This window comes from Pantoea sp. PNA 14-12, assembly GCF_004364735.1.
Classification (GTDB): Bacteria; Pseudomonadota; Gammaproteobacteria; order Enterobacterales; family Enterobacteriaceae; genus Pantoea; species Pantoea stewartii.
The window spans coordinates 76,932-97,246 of record NZ_SOAJ01000008.1 but is presented as its reverse complement, the minus strand read 5'-3'; the positions used below and the strand labels follow the sequence as shown (position 1 = coordinate 97,246).

At 53.9% G+C, this 20,315-nt stretch carries 19 protein-coding genes; 13 read left to right on the top strand and 6 right to left on the bottom strand.

Annotated features, from left to right (window positions below):
* Nucleotides 1-102: 102 nt before the first annotated feature.
* A complete protein-coding gene (locus C7434_RS21060; protein ID WP_133745882.1) occupies nucleotides 103-2,535 on the bottom strand; it encodes a bifunctional aspartate kinase/homoserine dehydrogenase II in 2,433 nt (810 codons plus the stop codon).
* Nucleotides 2,536-2,537: 2 nt separating this feature from the next.
* Entirely contained in the window at nucleotides 2,538-3,698 is a 1,161-nt protein-coding gene (gene metB / locus C7434_RS21055; protein ID WP_006121311.1) for a cystathionine gamma-synthase, read from the bottom strand.
* A 269-nt stretch (nucleotides 3,699-3,967) separates the two neighbouring features.
* Here metB and metJ point away from each other — a divergent pair, with 269 nt between their 5' ends.
* A complete protein-coding gene (gene metJ / locus C7434_RS21050; protein WP_006121309.1) occupies nucleotides 3,968-4,285 on the top strand; it encodes a met regulon transcriptional regulator MetJ in 318 nt (105 codons plus the stop codon).
* 74 nt (nucleotides 4,286-4,359) lie between these two features.
* Here metJ and rpmE read toward each other — a convergent pair whose 3' ends face one another.
* Nucleotides 4,360-4,575, bottom strand: coding sequence for a 50S ribosomal protein L31 (rpmE, locus tag C7434_RS21045; RefSeq protein ID WP_006121308.1), 216 nt, complete (start codon nucleotides 4,573-4,575; stop codon nucleotides 4,360-4,362).
* A 224-nt stretch (nucleotides 4,576-4,799) separates the two neighbouring features.
* Here rpmE and priA point away from each other — a divergent pair, with 224 nt between their 5' ends.
* The 6 genes from priA (at nucleotide 4,800) to rraA (ending at nucleotide 11,905) form a co-directional block, all read left to right on the top strand.
* Nucleotides 4,800-6,995, top strand: coding sequence for a primosomal protein N' (gene priA / locus C7434_RS21040; RefSeq protein ID WP_133745881.1), 2,196 nt, complete (start codon nucleotides 4,800-4,802; stop codon nucleotides 6,993-6,995).
* Between the two features lie 164 nt (nucleotides 6,996-7,159).
* Nucleotides 7,160-8,194: a DNA-binding transcriptional regulator CytR gene (cytR, locus tag C7434_RS21035; RefSeq protein ID WP_006121306.1), complete on the top strand. Its 1,035-nt coding sequence runs from the start codon at nucleotides 7,160-7,162 to the stop codon at nucleotides 8,192-8,194.
* Between the two features lie 156 nt (nucleotides 8,195-8,350).
* The gene (gene ftsN, locus C7434_RS21030) at nucleotides 8,351-9,292 is read left to right on the top strand and encodes a cell division protein FtsN (protein ID WP_006121304.1); all 942 of its coding nucleotides are present in this window, start codon (nucleotides 8,351-8,353) and stop codon (nucleotides 9,290-9,292) included.
* An 88-nt stretch (nucleotides 9,293-9,380) separates the two neighbouring features.
* Entirely contained in the window at nucleotides 9,381-9,911 is a 531-nt protein-coding gene (gene hslV, locus C7434_RS21025; protein WP_006121303.1) for an ATP-dependent protease subunit HslV, read from the top strand.
* A 10-nt stretch (nucleotides 9,912-9,921) separates the two neighbouring features.
* Nucleotides 9,922-11,259: an HslU--HslV peptidase ATPase subunit gene (gene hslU / locus C7434_RS21020; RefSeq protein WP_006121302.1), complete on the top strand. Its 1,338-nt coding sequence runs from the start codon at nucleotides 9,922-9,924 to the stop codon at nucleotides 11,257-11,259.
* A gap of 160 nt (nucleotides 11,260-11,419) precedes the next feature.
* Nucleotides 11,420-11,905, top strand: a complete 486-nt coding sequence (gene rraA / locus C7434_RS21015; protein WP_006121301.1) for a ribonuclease E activity regulator RraA — start codon at nucleotides 11,420-11,422, stop codon at nucleotides 11,903-11,905.
* Between the two features lie 54 nt (nucleotides 11,906-11,959).
* Here rraA and zapB read toward each other — a convergent pair whose 3' ends face one another.
* Nucleotides 11,960-12,199 (bottom strand): cell division protein ZapB, encoded by a 240-nt coding sequence (gene zapB / locus C7434_RS21010; RefSeq protein ID WP_006121300.1) that lies wholly within the window; start codon nucleotides 12,197-12,199, stop codon nucleotides 11,960-11,962.
* A gap of 418 nt (nucleotides 12,200-12,617) precedes the next feature.
* Here zapB and C7434_RS21005 point away from each other — a divergent pair, with 418 nt between their 5' ends.
* From C7434_RS21005 to glpX, 3 genes are all read left to right on the top strand, one after another.
* A complete protein-coding gene (locus C7434_RS21005; RefSeq protein WP_033738104.1) occupies nucleotides 12,618-13,466 on the top strand; it encodes an MIP/aquaporin family protein in 849 nt (282 codons plus the stop codon).
* A gap of 29 nt (nucleotides 13,467-13,495) precedes the next feature.
* Nucleotides 13,496-15,007 (top strand): glycerol kinase GlpK, encoded by a 1,512-nt coding sequence (glpK, locus tag C7434_RS21000; protein ID WP_039342527.1) that lies wholly within the window; start codon nucleotides 13,496-13,498, stop codon nucleotides 15,005-15,007.
* Nucleotides 15,008-15,101: 94 nt separating this feature from the next.
* Nucleotides 15,102-16,112, top strand: coding sequence for a class II fructose-bisphosphatase (gene glpX, locus C7434_RS20995; RefSeq protein WP_006121296.1), 1,011 nt, complete (start codon nucleotides 15,102-15,104; stop codon nucleotides 16,110-16,112).
* On the opposite strand, the gene emrD is transcribed toward glpX, so the two are convergent.
* On the bottom strand, nucleotides 16,102-17,295 hold the full coding sequence (gene emrD, locus C7434_RS20990; RefSeq protein ID WP_269751336.1) for a multidrug efflux MFS transporter EmrD: 1,194 nt from the start codon (nucleotides 17,293-17,295) through the stop codon (nucleotides 16,102-16,104). The two genes, glpX and emrD, sit on opposite strands and share 11 nt — an antisense overlap.
* A 270-nt stretch (nucleotides 17,296-17,565) precedes the next feature.
* Here emrD and fpr point away from each other — a divergent pair, with 270 nt between their 5' ends.
* Nucleotides 17,566-18,312: a ferredoxin--NADP(+) reductase gene (gene fpr, locus C7434_RS20985; RefSeq protein WP_033738099.1), complete on the top strand. Its 747-nt coding sequence runs from the start codon at nucleotides 17,566-17,568 to the stop codon at nucleotides 18,310-18,312.
* On the opposite strand, the gene C7434_RS20980 is transcribed toward fpr, so the two are convergent.
* A complete protein-coding gene (locus tag C7434_RS20980) occupies nucleotides 18,303-18,737 on the bottom strand; it encodes a DUF805 domain-containing protein (protein WP_006121293.1) in 435 nt (144 codons plus the stop codon). The two genes, fpr and C7434_RS20980, sit on opposite strands and share 10 nt — an antisense overlap.
* A 98-nt stretch (nucleotides 18,738-18,835) precedes the next feature.
* Here C7434_RS20980 and C7434_RS20975 point away from each other — a divergent pair, with 98 nt between their 5' ends.
* On the top strand, nucleotides 18,836-19,426 hold the full coding sequence (locus C7434_RS20975) for a DUF1454 family protein (RefSeq protein ID WP_006121292.1): 591 nt from the start codon (nucleotides 18,836-18,838) through the stop codon (nucleotides 19,424-19,426).
* Nucleotides 19,427-19,546: 120 nt separating this feature from the next.
* Complete coding sequence (gene tpiA / locus C7434_RS20970) at nucleotides 19,547-20,314, top strand: triose-phosphate isomerase (RefSeq protein ID WP_033738096.1); 768 nt, start codon at nucleotides 19,547-19,549, stop codon at nucleotides 20,312-20,314.
* The last annotated feature ends 1 nt before the right edge of the window (nucleotide 20,315 follow it).

Sequence of the window (20,315 nt, the reverse complement as noted above, 5' to 3'; positions counted from 1 at the left end):
AAAATGGCGCCACAGGCAGGCAAACGTTACCGCACGTTATGACATCGGCGAGCAGAAACAGGGCAAAAAAACAGGTGCCGGAGCACCTGTGTTGAAACCTGTTTAGAGGAGTTGCGCGAGGCGATTGATATCAGACTGTATCGCGCCTGCCGTGACGTCACGACCCGCGCCAGGTCCGCGAATCACCAGAGGATTATCGCGATACCAGCGGCTGTCGATGGCAAACACATTATCGCAGGGCAGTAAGGCTGCCAGAGGATGCTCAGGACGAACGGCTTCCACACCCACACGTGCTTTGCCATTGGCATCAAACCGTGCCACATAACGCAGGACCAGCCCCATTTCCTGGGCGGCTTCAAACCGTTGCAGCATCTGCTCGTTAAGTTCGTCACCGTTCTCGAAGAAATGCTCGACGGATTCATCACAGTTCTGGGGCACCAGTGACTCGACGCGTACCTGATCGGGTTCAATGTTATAGCCCGCTTCACGGGCCAAAATGACCAGCTTACGCATCACATCTTCGCCAGACAGATCAACACGCGGATCCGGCTCGGTTAAGCCCTGCTGCCATGCCTGATCCACCAGTTCGGTAAAGGGCACCGTCCCGTCAAACTGCAGGAACAGCCAGGACAATGTGCCTGAGAAAATACCGCTAATCGACAGAATGGTATCGCCACTTTCACGCAGATCCCGCACCGTATGGTTGATGGGTAAACCTGCGCCTACGGTGGCGTTATATAACCAGTGACGCCCGGTTTTTTCGAAGGCATCGCGAATCTCACGCCAGGTTTGCGTGTCGGACGCGCCCGCAATCTTATTGGCGCTAATCACGTGGAAACCATGACTGGCAAAATCCAGATACTGCTGTGCCAGTGGTTTACTGGCGGTGACGTCCAGCACCACAAGATCATCGTAAGGATGGGCCCGCATCCACAGAAACAGCGATTCTTCATCACGTGTTTCCGCTTCATCGTCAAAGAAGGCCAGCGCGCGGCTGGCATCAAGCCCGTCATAGTTCAGCAGGCTGCGTTGACTGTCGACCACACCCGCCAGCACAAATTCAAAACCGGTTCGTGCTGACAAGGTTTCCTGCTCACGCGCAAACAGTTCCAGCCAGCGTGAGCCGATATTGCCTTTGCCAAACAGCATCAGGCCAATTCGCTTTTCGGCACGGAACAGGGAGCTGTGTAAGCCCTGAATTAAATGCTGCGTCGGCCCCACGCGCAGGACCGCCACCACGCTGATATGTTCTGGCGACTGACAAACAAACTCAACCGGCTGATCTTTCAACTGCTGCCAGAAACGGTGCGTATGCAACGGATTACGAGTTACGCCAGCTCCGACCAGCGCTACCAGCGCTAAGCCATCACGTAACTGTAAATGTCCGGGTAAGCCTGCGTCCTGCAACAACGTGAAGGCGCTGTTAACCACTTCAGAGGTGTAACAGAGTTGCAGCAGCTGACGATCAGGATGAACGCCCATTGCCAGTGGGCGCATCTGCGCGCGCGTGAGCAACTGATCGATCTCTTTGCGCAGGAGCGTAAAATCGTGCTGCCCGGGAAGCTGGATTTCGACCAGACACACATCATCGTGACTGGTCACAATGCGTGCGCCCGTTCCGGAAGCGAGGACGCGCTCAATACGGGTTGAGCCCTGTTCTGGCTGATAGCTACAGCGCAACTGCAAATCGATGTCGCTGCCGGAAACGGGCTGTAAGGTGCGGGTATGCAGCACCGGTGCGGCGAGACGCGCCAGTTCACTGGCCTCATCAAGACGCAGCAGCGGCAGCAGACAGGCATCAGAAACTTTACGTGGATCAGCACTGTAAACACCCGCCACATCACTCCAGATAGTGACGCGTCCCACACCGGCCAGCGCACCAATTTGTGTGGCGGAGTAATCAGAGCCATTACGCCCCAGCAACACGGTTTCACCCGCATCGTTGGCGCAGATAAAGCCCGTCACCACGATACGTTTATGAGGATGCTGGGCCAGCAGCGTTTGTAACAACGGCCAGGATTTTCCTTCATCAACCTGAGGCTGCGCGGCACGTTCTGCACGCAGAAAATCGCGCGCATCCAGCCAGCAGGCCTGCAGGTCGTGTTGATTCAGCACGGCGGACATTAAACGTGCCGACCAGACTTCACCATGGCCCACGACTTCCGCATAAACCGCGTCGGTAACGGTACCATCGAGTAATCCGGCAAGCTTCTCAAGATCGCGAATAAAGGCCGATATTAAAGGTTCGGCGATTTCGGCAGGCAACAGGGCACTGATGAGCTCACTCTGATAACGACGTAATGTCTGCTGCACCTGATGCGCGGACAAGCGGTCACTCTGGCTCAGTTTCAGCCAGCTAATCAGCTGATTGGTCGTTGAACCTGCGGCTGAGACCACCATCATGTCGCCTGGCTGGCTGTAATCCGCCATGATGCTGGCAACACGCTGGTAGCAGCGTGCATCGGCAAGGCTGCTGCCACCAAACTTGTGGAGCTGTCTGTTGTTTGGCGTTCCTGCGCCTGCTGAAATCGTCATGGTTAATCCTCTGCTGCGATCCGGAATGCATTATCCAAATCGGCAATTAAATCTTCGTGGTCTTCAATCCCCACAGAAATACGGAGCAATGTTTCAGAAATACCTGCTGCGGCACGGGCTTCTGCAGACATGCCAGCGTGCGTCATGGTCGCGGTATGCGAGATTAAGCTCTCAACGCCACCCAGTGATTCAGCCAGCGTAAACAGTTCAAGCGCTTTCAGGAAACGACGCAAGCGCGCTTCATCGCCATCCAGTTCGAAACTGAGCATGGCGCCAAACCCACGCTGCTGACGCGCAGCGACTTCATGCCCGGCATTTTCTGGCAGAGAAGGATGATACAACTTTTTCACCAGGGGCTGCTGCTTCAGATAAGCAACAATTTCTAACGCATTACGCTGAGCAGCGGCCATACGCGGCCCCAGCGTACGCATACCACGTAACAGCAGGTAGCTGTCAAAAGCGGAACCGGTCACGCCAATATTATTCGCCCACCACGCCAGATCGGTCGCGACCTGAGGATCTTTGGCAATGACAGCGCCAGCCACGACATCGGAGTGCCCGTTTAAATATTTGGTACAGGAGTGAATAACCAGATCTGCGCCCAGCGCCAGCGGGTTTTGCAGCGTCGGACTCATAAAGGTGTTGTCCACAACGCTTACTGCGCCTACTTTGCGCGCGGCGTCGCAGATGGCCGCGATATCGACGACACGCAGCAGCGGGTTACTGGGGCTTTCTACTAATACGAGCTGAGGTTTCTCGTCCAGCGCAGCCTGTAGCGCGGCACTGTCGCCTTGATCGACAAACTTCACCCGATAAGCACCGCGCTTGCTTAAACTATCGAACAGACGGTAGCTGCCGCCATAGCAGTCGTGCGGCGCCACCAGCAAATCGCCAGGCTTCAGGAAAACCGTTGTGACCAGATGAATGGCGGACATGCCGGTATTAGTCAATACCGCGCCCGCCCCGCCTTCCAGCTCTGCCAGCGCACGTTGCACAACGTCGCGCGTAGGATTACCACGACGAGAATAATCGTGGGCTCGCGGTTCATTGAAATCATGGAAGTTATAGGTGCTGGAAAGATGGATGGGCGGGACAACGCAGCCATATTGCTCGTCGTCATTCAAACCGCTGCGCACTGCGATGGTTGCCTGTTTACGCGTCATAGGGCTAACTGTTCCTGAAGTGAGAAATAAACTGACCACAGGATATCAGCTTACATTTAGACGTCAATACATCTGGACATCCAAATGTCTTTGCGTATAGATTGAGCATGGCCGCAATAACCGCTAAAATTATGCGCCCATGCTGGCGTTCAACCCATTTTCTTCCTGTGTTGGACGAAGAAACCCGCCAGAGAAGGGGTCCGGTAGAAGAAAATCAGGCATAATCGGCTGATTTCGTAACTTTTAACTTTTATTGATTAAGGTATCCCATGGCTGAATGGAACGGCGAATATATCAGCCCGTACGCTGAGCACGGCAAGAAGAGCGAACAGGTTAAAAAAATCACGGTTTCTATTCCGTTGAGCGTGTTAAAGATTTTGACTGACGAACGGACACGTCGTCAGGTGAATAACCTGCGCCATGCGACCAACAGTGAGCTCCTGTGCGAAGCCTTCTTGCATGCTTTTACCGGACAACCGTTACCAAATGATGTCGATTTGCGTAAAGAACGTAACGACGAAATCCCGGAAGAAGCGAAGAAAATTATGCGCGAGATGGGCATTGACCCGGACACCTGGGAATACTGAGTCAGCCAGACATAAAAAAACCCAGCCTGAGCTGGGTTTTTCTTGCCGCCGAACAAATGTTCGAATGCCGTTTCTTATTTTTTGGTGCCTGGCACGCTGAAACGCTTGTTGAAGCGGTCAACGCGGCCACCAGTGGCAACTTCACGCTGCTTACCGGTGTAGAACGGGTGGCACTTACCACAAACGTCCAGGTTCAGTTCGTGAGTCAGCGTAGAGCGAGTGTGAATCACGTTACCGCAAGTACAGTTGATGGTAACTGCTTCGTATTTAGGGTGAATACCTTGTTTCATGGGAAACCTCATAGAAGGCCGTGTCGCTCTCCGCGCCAGGACGAAACCTGCGCAGCACCACACGCGATTGAACATTAATGGTGTACTCCGGTAAGGTCTTTCCTACCGAAGGCGGCATATTATACAGGCTAATGTTTGCTGCTGCAAATGTCGCCTGAGATATCCGTCTTGTGCGCCAGCGTGTACACTAATCGCCCTGTCAGATGAACCGGAAAGAGAAAGTTATGCCCGTTGTTCAGGTTGCCCTGCCCGTTCCCCTTCCCCGCCTTTTTGACTATCTGCCGCCTGAGGGTGTGCAGCCGGTGACTGGCGGTCGCGTGATCGTGCCGTTTGGTAACCGGAAAATGATCGGCATTGTGGTGGCGTTCTCTGACAGCAGCGATCTGGCGACCTCACAGCTTAAACAGGTGCTTACCGTCCTGGACAGGGAATCCCTGTTTCCGTCCTCTCTGTGGCGTATTCTTCACTGGGCAGCCGACTATTATCACTCTCCGCTGGGTGAGGTGCTCAGCCATGCCATTCCGGTACTCCTCAGACAAGGTAAACCGGCTCAGGATGATCCCCTGTGGCGCTGGGAAATCACGGAACAGGGCCGCGCGACGTCCCCGGAAAGTCTTAAACGCGCGCCCAGACAACAACAAGGTCTGGCGGTGCTGCGCCAGCAACCGCTCTATCGTCATGAAGTCAGTGAACATGACCTGACCGAGGCGGCTATGCAGGCGTTGCGCGCGAAAGGGCTGTGCGAATTGCACGAGCACCAGCCGCAAATGCATGACTGGCGAACCGCGTTTGCGGTAAAGGGTGAGCGTCTGCGCCTGAACACCGATCAGGCGACTGCGGTGGGCGCCATCCGGGGAGAAGATGAGCACTATGCCGCCTGGCTGCTGGCAGGAATTACAGGTTCCGGTAAAACCGAGGTGTATCTCAGCGTACTGGAAAATGTGCTGGCGCGGGGGAAACAGGCACTGGTGCTGGTACCGGAAATTGGCCTGACGCCACAAACCATTGCCCGTTTCCGTGAACGTTTTGACGCGCCGGTGGATGTCCTGCATTCGGGACTTAATGACAGCGAGCGTCTGTCCGTGTGGCTGCGGGCGCGACGGGGGGAAAACGCCATCATTATTGGTACGCGTTCCGCGCTCTTTACCCCCATGGCGCGACCGGGCGTGATCATTATTGATGAAGAGCACGACAGTTCCTATAAGCAACAGGAAGGCTGGCGCTATCAGGCACGGGATCTGGCTGTCTTCCGCGCGCATGAAGAAGACATTCCTGTAGTCATGGGATCCGCAACGCCGGCACTGGAAACCCTGCATAACGTGCGTAACGGTAAATATCGCCAGCTTGATCTGATGAAGCGTGCCGGCAATGCTAAACCGGCACTGCAGCAGTTGATCGACCTGAAAGGGGCACAACTTACTGGTGGCCTGGCACCCGCCCTGATCTTCAAAATGCGTCAGCACCTGAAAGCCGATAACCAGGTTCTGCTGTTTCTGAACCGCCGCGGTTTTTCGCCGGCTCTGCTCTGTCACGATTGCGGCTGGATCGCCGAATGCCAGCGCTGCGACCGTTATTACACGCTGCATCAGCATCACCGCCAGTTGCGTTGCCACCACTGTGACAGTCAACGACCGTTGCCGCATCAGTGCCCGCAATGTGGTTCAACACATTTACTGCCGGTCGGTGTGGGCACGGAACAGCTGGAGCAACAGCTCGGCACCCTTTTTCCCGGCGTCCCTGTCTCACGCATTGACCGTGATACCACCAGCCGAAAAGGCGCTCTTGAACAGCACCTCGCCGACGTTCATCGCGGGGGCGCGCGTATTCTGGTTGGCACGCAGATGCTGGCAAAAGGTCATCATTTCCCGGATGTCACCTTAGTGTCGCTGCTGGATGTAGACGGTGCCTTGTTCTCAGCCGATTTCCGTGCTGCGGAGCGCTTTGCTCAACTGTATACCCAGGTGGCCGGACGTGCCGGACGTGCCGGTAAGCAAGGTGAGGTTTTACTGCAAACCCATCATCCTGATCATCCCCTGCTGCAAACGCTGCTGAATCAGGGCTACTTCGCTTTCGCACAACAAACGTTGCTGGAACGCCAGTCGGTCTTTTTACCTCCCTGGACGCACCATGCCTTGTTCCGGGCAGAAGACATGGATAATCATCAGGCTGCAGAATTTCTGCAACAGCTACGCAATATGCTGGAAGCCAGCCCGCATAACGATGCGTCAATGTGGTTTATGGGCCCGTTACCTGCCTTGCAGCCCAAACGCAGTGGCCGCTGGCGCTGGCAGTTACTGGTTCAGCATCCCTCGCGTAAACGCCTGCAACAGTTGCTGAGCAGTTCGTTACCGCTGGTCACAACCTTGCCTGCCTCACGAAAGGTGAAGTGGACACTGGATGTCGATCCTACCGAAAGTTAAGGCCGGCCAGGTTGCGAGCGGGATCGAAATACGTCGCATAAGTCACAATTTTTATGCAAATTAAGTAACAGCCTTGTTGGCCAATCGATAACAATAGTGCCCGGCTTGTTTTTATACCCGTCGATACGAACGTTGAATGCGCGATTACGCATCAGGAGCATGTGTTGGATCAGAATCAACCGCCGGCCGCCGCCACCATGAAAGACGTCGCAGAAAAAGCCGGCGTCTCCACTGCTACCGTGTCGCGTGCGCTGATGAATCCCGAAAAAGTCTCTTCGGCCACTCGCCAAAAGGTGGAACAGGCCGTCGCGGCCGTAGGCTATGCGTCGCAAAGCATGACACGACATTCCCGGCGCAACGACACACAAACGATTTTGTTGATCGTCCCCAATATCTGCGATCCCTTTTTCAGCGACATTATTCGCGGCGTTGAAGTCGCCGCCTCAGAAGCCGGTTATCTCGTGCTTATCGGCGATTGTGCGCATCAGAAACCGCAGGCGTGGACATTTCTCAACCTGATACTGACACGTCAGATTGATGGCATGGTGCTGCTGGGCGCGCAGTTGCCTTTTGACGTCAGCCCGGACGAACAACGTAATCTTCCGCCCATGGTGATGGCGATTGAGTTCGATCCCGAGATGTCGTTGCCGACGGTGAATATCGACAATCTTACCGCCTCATTTGTTGCCGTTAACCATCTGCTGGAGTTAGGCCATAAACGCATCGCCTGCCTGGCCGGTCCGGAAGATGTCGCCCTGTGTCAGTATCGTCTGCAGGGCTACGTACAGGCGTTACGACGCAGCGGGATTAGCGTCGATCCGACCTGTATTGTTCGGGGGGATTTCACTTTCGAATCAGGTGTGGCCGCGATCAATCAGCTCATGACCTTAGCCGAGCCCCCGCAGGCCCTGTTTTGTCACAGCGATATCATGGCCATCGGTGCCATCAGTCAGGCAAAAAAACTGGGCTTACGTGTGCCGGAAGACCTGTCCGTGGTGGGATTCGATGACATCGAGCTGTCGCGCTACTGCGAACCACCGCTGACCACGGTGAAACAACCCTGTTTTGACATTGGCCGGGAAGCGGTGCTGCTACTGCTGAACGAACTTCAGGGGAAAGGCACGCGGAGCGGGTCAAAGTTACTCGACGCAGAATTAGTGATACGCGGTAGCACAACATTGGCAAAAATGGGGCGTTGATACAGAAAATGTTCCGCTATTTTCAGGAGATTCTTAGGGCTATCATTGCTGGTCAAAGTTCCAGCCCTTAAGTAACATGGCGGGCTCCTTGCCGGGCGTGTGGTAACAACGGATTCGCCCAAATGGCATCATATTTTGAAGGGTATCAGGACGAGAGTGGCACAAAAAGATTATGTAGGCCGCGGGCGTTCAACAGGGACGCGTCGCAAGAAAAGCCCCAGCCGTGGTAAAAAAACGAAAAGCGGTTCAGGCACCTCTAAACTTATGATTGTACTGGCGGTGGCTGTATTAGTGACCTTTGCCGGTGGTTTATGGTTCCTTGCGCATCATAAGAAGGAAGATGTGCCGGTCATTACGGATCATAAAGCCAACGGTAATGGCTTGCCGCCCAAGCCTGAAGAACGCTGGAAATACATAAAAGAGCTTGAAAATCGTCAGGTTACCGTTCCAACGCCCAGCGAACCAACCTCGGGTGGCGAAGTCCAGTCACATACACAGTTGACGGATGAGCAACGTCAGTTGCTGGAACAAATGCAGGCAGATATGCGCCAGCAGCCTACCCAGTTGAACGAAGTCCCGTGGAACGAGCAAACCCCGGCACAGCGGCAGCAAACGCTGCAACATCAACAACAGGTTCAGCAATACCAGCATCAACAACAGGTGCAACAATTCCAGCGTCAGCAACAGCAGGTGCAGCAACGTCAGCAGCAGGTACAACAGCCGCGCCAGCAGATTCAGGAACAACATACGCAGCGCCAGCAACAGCAGAATACTCAGCAGCAGTCACAACCTGCGCCGGTGACACGCGAACCTACCGCCCAGCCTAAGACACAGGATACGGCGAAAACGAAACCTGCTGAAAAAGCGGCATCGCAACGCTGGATGGTGCAGTGCGGTTCGTTCAAGGGAACAGAACAGGCTGAATCCGTACGTGCTGCCCTGGCGTTCGAAGGTTTTGAAAGTCGCCTCACCTCCGGCGGCGGCTGGAACCGTGTGGTGGTCGGGCCCTTTAAAGATCGGGCCAGTGCCGACAGTACGCTGAAACGTCTGCGTGCGTCAGGCCATTCCGGCTGCATTCCGCTCGCCATTGGGGGTTGAAACCCGTCAAACCCGCCCCATATCTGTCTGCATGATCCTCCGCGCCTTGTGCGCGGAGCTTTTTTCCGACAGTAAAAGGGGTCTGCCCGTGACAACAATAGTAAGTGTTCGACGCAACGGCCAGGTAGTGATTGGCGGTGATGGCCAGGCTACGCTCGGTAATACCGTAATGAAAGGCAACGTTAAAAAAGTGCGTCGTCTTTACAACGATAAAGTCATTGCTGGCTTCGCTGGCGGTACCGCCGATGCCTTTACCCTGTTTGAACTCTTCGAACGTAAACTTGAAATGCATCAGGGCCATCTGGTGAAAGCGGCCGTTGAGCTGGCGAAAGACTGGCGCACCGATCGGATGTTGCGCCGTCTTGAAGCGCTACTGGCGGTGGCCGATGAATCCGCCTCGCTGATTATCAGTGGTAATGGTGACGTCATTCAGCCTGAAAACGATCTTATTGCCATCGGTTCAGGCGGTCCCTTCGCTCAGGCGGCGGCGCGCGCACTCCTGGAGAATACAGAGCTGGGCGCACGTGACATCGTTGAGAAATCGCTGAATATCGCTGGCGATATTTGCATCTACACTAACCACAACGTTAATTTTGAAGAATTAACGTCTAAGTCGTAAGGATTTAACCATGTCTGAAATGACTCCACGCGAAATCGTCAGCGAACTGAACCGCTTTATCATTGGTCAGGACAGCGCCAAGCGCGCCGTGGCCATCGCGCTGCGTAATCGCTGGCGCCGTATGCAGCTTGATGAAGAGTTGCGTCACGAAGTGACACCGAAAAACATTCTCATGATCGGCCCGACCGGTGTGGGTAAAACGGAAATTGCTCGCCGACTGGCAAAACTGGCTAACGCCCCCTTCATCAAGGTGGAAGCCACCAAGTTCACCGAAGTGGGTTATGTCGGTAAAGAAGTCGACTCCATCATTCGCGACCTGACGGACTCCGCGATTAAAATGGTGCGCAGCCAGGCCATTGAGAAGAACAAATACCGCGCAGAAGAAATGGCGGAAGAGCGCATCCTGGATGTCCTCATCCCGCCGGCAAAAAATAACTGGGGACAGGCTGAACACACCAGTGAGCCCTCATCTGCGCGTCAGTCTTTCCGTAAGAAGTTGCGTGAAGGCCAGCTCGATGATAAAGAAATCGAGATCGACTTAGCTGTAACAGGGCCGGGTGTAGAAATCATGGCACCGCCGGGCATGGAAGAGATGACCAGCCAGCTACAGTCCATGTTCCAGAATCTGGGTGGTCAAAAGCAAAAGCCACGCAAACTCAAAATCAAAGAAGCGATGAAGCTGTTGATTGAAGAGGAAGCGGCTAAGCTGGTTAACCCGGAAGAACTGAAACAGGATGCTATCGACGCGGTTGAACAGCACGGCATCGTCTTCATCGATGAGATCGATAAGATCTGTAAACGCGGCGGCCAAAACGCCGGTGGCCCCGATGTTTCGCGCGAAGGTGTCCAGCGCGACCTGCTGCCACTGGTAGAGGGCTGTACCGTGTCGACAAAGCATGGCATGGTTAAAACTGACCATATCCTGTTTATCGCCTCGGGCGCATTCCAGGTGGCCAGCCCGTCTGATTTGATTCCTGAGCTGCAGGGCCGTTTACCGATTCGCGTTGAACTGCAGGCGCTGACGGTCAATGATTTCGAGCGCATTCTGACTGAACCGAATGCCTCCGTCACCGTACAGTACAAAGCACTGATGAATACCGAAGGCGTGAACATCCACTTCACCGACGATGGTATTCGCCGTATCGCGGAAGCGGCCTGGCAGGTCAACGAAACGACCGAAAACATCGGTGCGCGTCGTCTGCATACCGTGCTGGAGCGCCTGATGGAAGATATTTCTTACGATGCCAGCGATCGCAGTGGAGAGTCCGTAACCATCGATGCTGATTACGTCGGCAAGCATCTGGATGAACTGGTTGCAGATGAAGATTTAAGCCGCTTTATTCTGTAACACTCCGCATCCATGCGTTGTATCAAAGCCCAGACATTACGTCTGGGCTTTTTTCTGCATGCGCTTGATGCAGGACCGTTTTTTTACGGTTGATGATTTTGCCAACAATTAGCATAAAGCGATATACTTAGCGCTCCTGTGGCAAACAGACGAAACCCTTATGAAATACGATACTTCTGAACTCTGCGACATCTACCACGAAGAAGTGAATGTTGTTGAACCGCTTTTCTCAAATTTCGGTGGGCGGACCTCATTCGGCGGTCAGATAACCACAGTGAAATGCTTTGAAGATAACGGCCTGCTTTACGATCTGTTGGAAGAGAATGGCCGGGGTCGCGTACTGTTAATTGATGGCGGCGGTTCAGTGCGCCGTGCGTTAGTGGATGCACAACTTGCGCGTCTGGCAGCACAGAATGAGTGGGAAGGCATCGTCGTTTACGGTTCAGTTCGTCAGGTTGACGAACTGGAAGAGCTGGAAATTGGTATCCAGGCCATTGCAGCCATTCCGGTGGGCGCAGCGGGCGAAGGGATTGGTGAAAGCGATGTGCGCGTGAATTTTGGTGGCGTCACTTTTTTCTCAGGCGATCACCTGTATGCAGACAACACCGGTATGATTTTGTCGGAAGACCCGCTTGATATTGAATAATGTCTGCAAACGAAAACGGGTGCCAGTGGCACCCGTTTTTGTATCAGCAGAGGCTTAAACCTCTTCCATTTTTCCCAACAAGGCACGCAGGCGTTCTTGCCAGACATGCTGCTCCTCTTTCAGATGCTGATTTTCACGCATCAGAGCTTCGTGGTTGCCGGCTGCGTTCTGCGCCTCATTACGCAGGTTGTTGTTCTGCTCTTTCAGCTCTTCAATTTCCATTTGCAGCAAGGTGATAGTATCAATCGCCTGCTGTACTTTCGCTTCCAGTTTCTCAAACACTTCAAATGACATCTTTCTGACCTCTCCTAAAATCCTGCAAGGCGTTGATGATGCCAGCTTTCGCACACAAGGCGTTTACCAGCAACGTTGTCCCGATTGTATGTAGCCTCATCCCGCAAGTCCAGCAACGCAGGCCTGCAGTCCACTGTCAGTACCACTTTTCAGCCTATCCCTAAAAACCACTTTTTGCTGCGCGCATTACTGTCAGAGCCTGAAGAAAGCCCGCAGAAAGGCACTCAATGGCGCTTAAAGAAAACTGAAACACGCGAAAACGCGCATTTTTTTGACGCGCCACACAAAAATCAATTTCGCTATTTCTCGTTTATGCTCGTTAACGATAAATTAACATCAGCCCTACAACGAAGATGGGTGACTCACGGACTGAGAACAAAAACTGATAAAATTTAACCTCGCTTCAGGAACAACTATCATGAGTCAGACTACAACCACACTCAAAGGTCAGTGTATTGCCGAATTTCTGGGTACCGGTTTGATCCTGTTTTTCGGCGCGGGTTGTGTTGCCGCGCTTAAGCTGGCTGGCGCCTCTTTTGGCCAATGGGAAATCTGTATCGTCTGGGGTTTAGCCGTTTCAATGGCGGTCTACCTCAGTGCTGGCGTATCAGGCGCCCACCTCAATCCAGCCGTTACGATTGCACTTTGTCTTTTCGCTAATTTTGAAGGCCGTAAAGTCGTGCCTTATATCCTGTCTCAGGTCGCAGGCGCATTCTGTGGCGCAGCGCTGGTATATGGTCTTTACTACAGCTTGTTTATCAATTTCGAACAAAGTCATAACATAGTGCGCGGTTCAGTTGAAAGCCTGAGTCTGGCCGGCATTTTCTCTACCTATCCAAATCCACAGATTTCCGTGGGCCAGGCGTTCCTGGTAGAAATGGTCATCACCGCGGTATTGATGTCTGTGATTATGGCGCTGACGGATGACGGCAACGGCGTTCCACGTGGTCCAATGGCACCCCTGTTGATTGGCCTGCTGGTAGCGGTGATTGGCGGTTCAATGGGTCCACTGACCGGCTTTGCGCTGAACCCGGCTCGTGATTTCGGACCTAAAGTTTTCGAATGGCTGGCTGGCTGGGGCTCCGTTGCCTTTACGGGCGGCCATCAGATCCCTTATTTCCTTGTGCCAATTTTTGGTCCACTGGTCGGTGCTTGCCTGGGTGCCTTTGGTTATCGCGCCCTGATTGGTCGCCATTTACCCGGCGCGGTGATTGCCTCACCCAGCACTGACAAACCGATTGCGTCCGCGCATGAACGTAAAGCGTAAGTTCCACTTTTATCATCAGGAATGAATTTATGACTACCACCGATAAAAAATACATCGTCGCTCTGGATCAGGGCACAACCAGTTCACGCGCTGTTGTGCTGGATCATGACGCTAACATTGTGGCGGTATCGCAACGCGAATTTACTCAAATCTATCCCAAAGCGGGCTGGGTAGAACATGACCCTATGGATATTTGGGCGTCCCAGAGTTCAACGCTCGTAGAAGTGCTGGCCCATGCTGATATTCGTTCTGATGAAATCGCCGCTATCGGCATTACGAACCAGCGTGAAACGACCATCGTCTGGGATAAAGAAACGGGCAAACCGGTTTATAATGCCATTGTCTGGCAGGATCCCCGTACCGCTGACTACTGTCACAAGCTGAAGAGTGAGGGGCTGGAAGAATACATTCAGCACACCACGGGTCTGGTGATTAACCCCTACTTCTCCGGCACCAAAGTGAAATGGATTCTTGATAACGTTGAAGGTGCGCGTGAGCGTGCAAAACGTGGCGAATTGCTGTTCGGTACTGTGGATACCTGGCTGGTCTGGAAAATGACTCAGGGACGTGTGCATATCTCCGATTACACGAATGCCTCACGTACCATGTTGTTCAACATCCACACACTTGAGTGGGATCAACGCCTGTTGGATGTTCTTGATATCCCGCGTGAAATGTTACCCGAAGTGAAATCTTCGTCTGAAGTATACGGACAGACTAACATCGGTGGTAAAGGCGGTACGCGTATTCCTATCGCCGGTATTGCAGGCGACCAGCAGGCTGCGCTTTACGGTCAAATGTGCGTGCAGCCGGGAATGGCGAAAAACACCTACGGCACCGGCTGCTTTATGCTGATGAACACCGGTACCGAAGCGGTGACTTCAACGCACGGTCTGCTGACGACTATTGCCTGCGGCCCGCGTGGAGAAGTGAACTACGCGCTGGAAGGTGCCGTCTTTATCGGTGGCGCAGCCATTCAGTGGTTACGCGATGAGATGAAGTTGATTAGCGATGCAGCTGACTCTGAATACTTCGCGATGAAAGTGAAAGATTCTAACGGCGTATATATGGTGCCAGCCTTTACCGGTCTGGGCGCACCTTACTGGGATCCCTATGCGCGTGGTGCGCTGTTCGGTCTGACACGTGGTGCGAATGCAAACCACATCATCCGTGCAACGCTGGAGTCCATCGCTTACCAGACGCGTGACGTCCTGGAAGCCATGCAAAACGATGCTAACACACGTCTTCAGTCACTCCGTGTCGACGGTGGTGCGGTTGCCAATAACTTCCTGATGCAGTTCCAGTCTGACATTCTGGGTACGCGCGTTGAGCGTCCTGAAGTGCGCGAAGTCACAGCACTGGGTGCCGCGTATCTGGCGGGTCTGGCCGTTGGCTTCTGGAAAGACCTGGATGAAGTCCGTGCTAAGGCTGTCGTTGAGCGCGAATTCCGTCCAACGCTTGAAACCACAGAGCGTAACTTCCGCTACGCCGGCTGGAAAAAAGCCGTTGCGCGCGCGCAAGCGTGGGAAGAAAAAGAGTAATCTGCCCTATGCCCGTGACCTCGGCTGTCACGGGCCTTTTCCACGCCTTCTCCCTCCGCTACACTGCCTGCCTGTTTTTTGTCAGGTGCCTACAATGAAACGAGAACTTGCCATTGAATTTTCCCGCGTAACCGAAGCTGCCGCGCTGGCAGGCTATAAATGGTTAGGACGCGGCGACAAAAACGCGGCCGACGGTGCGGCGGTCCATGCCATGCGTCACGTCTTAAATACCATCCAGATCGATGGCCAGATTGTGATTGGCGAAGGGGAAATCGACGAAGCCCCGATGCTTTATATCGGCGAGAAAGTGGGAACCGGCCAGGGTGACGCGGTAGATATTGCGGTCGATCCCATTGAAGGCACACGCATGACGGCGATGGGACAAGCTAATGCGCTTGCCGTCATGGCCGTAGGCGATAAAGGCACCTTTCTTCATGCGCCTGACATGTATATGGAGAAGCTTATCGTGGGTCCGGCGGCGCGCGGCCATATAAATCTGGACCAACCGCTTGAGCTTAACCTGCGTAATATCGCGATCGCCATGAATAAACCGCTCTCAGAGCTCACCGTATCGATTCTGGCCAAGCCGCGCCATGACGCTGTCATCCAACAGCTTAAAGCGCTGGGCGTACGCATTTTTGCCTTTCCCGATGGCGACGTTGCGGCATCCATACTGACCTGTATGCCGGACAGTGAAGTTGACGTGATGTACGGGATTGGCGGCGCGCCTGAAGGCGTGGTTTCAGCCGCCGTTATCCGTGCGCTGGATGGTGATATGCAAGGCAGATTACTGGCACGTCACCATGTGAAAGGTGACACGGAGGAAAACCGCCGCATTGGCGAATATGAGCTGAAACGGTGTGCTGGTATGGGAATCGAAGCCGGAAAGGTTCTGCCACTTCAGACGATGGCGCGCAATGATAATGTCGTTTTTGCGGCTACTGGCATCACCAGCGGCGACCTGCTGAAAGGTATTACTCGTCAGGGCAATATGGCCACCAGCGAAACGCTGTTAATACGCGGCAAATCGCGCACAATTCGCCGCATTCAGTCTGTACATTATCTCGACCGTAAAGATCCAGCTCTGCACCCTTTTATCCTGTAACCGCCTGATTGTCACCTGCTGGCTGGCGCGAAAGCGGTAGCCAGCAGAGCAGCATCACCAGCGCCGTGACGAACATCAGCATGCCAAGACTGAACTGATCGCGCTGTGGCATCAACGCCGACAAAGAAGCGACCAGCCCGGACCCCAGGTTCTGCATACCACCAATCAATGCACCCGCGCTTCCTGCCAGCCAGGCATAGGGTTCCATGGCACCCGATGTCGCCAGGGGAAACAGCATCCCCGCGCCAAAGAAGAACAGCGATGCCGGTATCAATAACGTCCAGATAGTCATGATGCCAAACCAGGCAGGCACCCACATCAGCACTGCTGCCAGCAGGCAACTGTTGACGCCAAACCACATCAGGCTGTGCCAGGAACGCTGCTCACGCCCGGCAAACCATGCCCCAAAGAAGGCGGCCGGGATGGGCAGAATGAACAAGATACTGACGGTAAAACTGTTCAGACCCAGTACGCCGCCCAGCAGCACACCACAGCTGGCCTCAAAGACGGCAATGCCTGACAGCGCACCAATCAGCAGCACCAGATAGCGGACAAAATTCGCATCGCGTAACAGACGAATGTAACGTTTAAGGAACGGCGTTACTTCGGCGCTGACCGGGCGTGTTTCCGGCAACCAGCACGCCATAGTCACCGTCACGATCATGCATAACAGCAGTAAAAAAGCGAAACAGGCATGCCAGCCAAACAGTTGTGTCAACGCTGCGCCAATCACTGGCGCGACTAACGGGCTGGCAAGCACGCCCATGTTGAGCCAGCTGTTCGCCTGACGTAACGCATGGCCATTATAGAGGTCGCGCGGCATGGTCCGCGCCATCACCCCGGCCACGCCAGTGCCCGCGCCCTGAATCGCACTGCCAATGACCAGCATATCCAGTGATGAAGCCAGTAAGGCGATCATTGATCCGATCATAAAGATCGCCATGCCCGCCAGGATCACCGGACGGCGTCCTACGCTGTCAGACAACGGGCCATAGATCAGCTGCGATCCACCATAGGTCATTAAATAGGCCGCCATGACATGTTGCATCATGCCGTTACGCACCTGCAGTGCGTCCGCCATTGCCGCCATTGCCGGCACATAAATGGTCTGAGCCATCTGCCCTACTGCGACCAATGCGATGAGCATGATCAACAACGGGCGATTTTCTATCTTCTTCATCATCATTGAACAAAAATTCTGTATGAAAAGGAACGTTTAAACAGCACAACTAACGGCTGAAACAGGTTGTGGCAGGAAAATATCAGGATTACGTGACAAAGCGAGTGATTCACACAAAGTGGGTGCGCCATTCACGTCAATAAATGCAACCAGGATGTAAACTTAATATTACAGTTTGTCGATTAGAGCCTTTGCCCCGTTACCGACTGGTAATCTGTCAGAGCAGTAGCGAAGATGATTATCCGCCTGACTATCAACGCTTAAGGAGTCACTATGGCCGAGTGGATCAATGCGCAAGTGAAGGAAGTGAAAAACTGGACCGATGCGCTGTTTAGCCTGCGGGTTAAGGCACCGATTGCCCCCTTCCATGCCGGACAGTACGCAAAACTGGCACTCGAAATTGAGGGCGAACGTGTGCAGCGAGCTTACTCTTACGTCAATGCACCCAATGACGACCTGCTTGAGTTCTACTTAGTCACCGTACCCGACGGCAAATTAAGCCCGCATCTGCAGGCGCTGCGCCCCGGTGATCAGGTGATGATCACCAAAGATGCGGCGGGCTTTTTTATTCTGGATGAAGTCCCTGAGTGTCAAACATTATGGATGCTGGCGACCGGTACCGCCGTGGGCCCTTACCTGTCGATCCTGCAACAGGGCGAAGGCCTGGATCGCTTCGATAATATCGTCCTGGTCCATGCCGCCCGTTATGCCGCCGACCTGAGCTTTTTACCGCTGATGCAGCAACTCCAGCAAATCTATAACGGTAAGTTGCAGATCATCACGGTTGTCAGCCGTGAGGAAAGTCTGGGGTCGCTGACGGGACGCATTCCGGCCCTGATTGAGAATGGCAAGCTGGAGCAGGCAGCAGGGTTAGCCATTGACGCAGAGACCAGCCATGTCATGGTTTGTGGTAATCCACAGATGGTACGTGATACGCAGCAGTTACTGAAAGAGACGCGCGGTATGCGCAAGCACCTTAAGCGCAAACCCGGCCATATCACCAGCGAAAACTACTGGTAAGGGGCGCGTTTCAGACGCAAGGGCACCGGCGCGGCACCAAAGCGGTTGTCGCCGACGGTGCCACGAAACACCCCCAGATCCAGAATCAATCCGGCCAGGATAATAAAGGGCAGTACGCGCCCGATGAGCCACTGTAACACTTCTCCCGTCATGCTCCAGTTGCCTGCCATCAGTAGCCAGGCGGCAATCAGCAGCAGAGCCCAGTAGCCCCGGCGATCGCGATCGTGCAGGCGTTTAACCACAATCGCGCTGGCAGGCCACAATAAGCAGACGATGCCAAACGCAGCCATCTGTGTGTCCAGCAGATCGTTACCTGCCAGGAAAAACAGCAGGCTGGTTAGCAGTACCCAGATTGCCTGCCAGAGCCAAAAATCCCGACGCCCTACGCGCCCGCGAAAAGAGAAAAACCATTGCTGGATTATCATGCACTTTCCTTAGACAAAATTTTACGCTGCACACTTTTGACCTTGAAGATAAAAACCGTTCTAATTTGGCATCGAGTTTATTGGTCAGAGCCGACAAAATGAAGAATTTGCCAGGCGTACTGTTGCTGAGCGTCGCGCTGACGGTTCCGGTATTTGCCGCCGATCCGCAACCCCTCGACAAGGCTGAACACATGCCAACCGCACCCTATCTGTTACCGGGCGCACCCACGCTGGACATGACCATCGGCCAGTTTCGTGAAAAATACAATCTGGCCAATCCCCAATTGCCGCTCAGGGAATACAGTGCCATTGATACGCGCGATGAAAAGAGCGATCTGACACGCGCCGCCACCAAAATTAATGAAACCCTTTATTCTTCTACGGCGCTTGAGCCGGGCACGGGCAAAATCAAAACGTTGCAGATCACGTGGCTGCCGATTCCGGGGCCTGACCAGAGCGCCTCGCAGGCTAAGGCGCTTGATTATATGACCGCCATGTTACGTTTTTTTGTGCCGGGACTCACGCAGGAAGAAGGGCGAAAAAAGCTGGAAACGCTGCTTAAAGCCGGTAAAGGCTCACGATACTATGAGCACGTTGAAGGCGCACTGCGTTTCGTGGTTTCAGATAACGGGGATAAAGGACTCACCTTTGCCATTGAGCCGGTAAAACTGGCGCTGGCTACGCCCTGATGGACGTGGCAAAAATGACGAAAAGCAAAGCCATGGCATTATTTGATCTCTATACTGTCTGGCAGACAACGTTGCCCCAGGGCAGCGCCATTTCATGTATCGCGTTATGCGGAGGATAGAATGCGACATCCACTGGTTATGGGTAACTGGAAGTTGAATGGCAGCAAGCATATGACAGCCGAACTGATCGACGGTCTGCGCAAAGAACTGTCGGGCGTGGAAGGCTGTGGCGTTGCTATTGCCCCCCCTGCGCTCTATCTTGATCAGGCTAAACATGCTGTCTCCGGTAGCCATATTGCACTGGGTGCTCAAAACGTTGATGTAAACCTGTCTGGCGCATTTACCGGCGAGATTTCCGCTGAGATGCTGAAAGATATTGGCGCGAAGTACATCATCATTGGTCACTCAGAACGCCGCACTTACCATAAAGAAAGCGATGAATTCATTGCGAAAAAATTTGCCGTCTTAAAAGCAGCGGGTCTGGTGCCGGTTCTGTGCATCGGCGAAACCGAAGCCGAAAATGAAGCAGGCAAAACCGAAGAAGTGTGCGCACGTCAGCTTGATGCTGTACTGACCACTCAGGGTGCCGAAGCATTTAAAGATGCGGTTATCGCTTACGAACCCGTCTGGGCGATTGGCACGGGTAAATCAGCCACCCCAGCGCAGGCGCAGGCCGTTCACAAATTCATTCGTGACCATATCGCGAAAAAAGATGCTGCTGTCGCTGAGCAAGTGATTATTCAGTACGGTGGTTCAGTCAACGATAAAAATGCAGCCGAGCTGTTTACGCAGCCGGACATTGACGGTGCCCTGGTTGGCGGTGCGTCACTGAAAGCCGATGCATTTGCGGTCATCGTTAAAGCAGCCGCGGCAGCCAAACAAGGCTGAC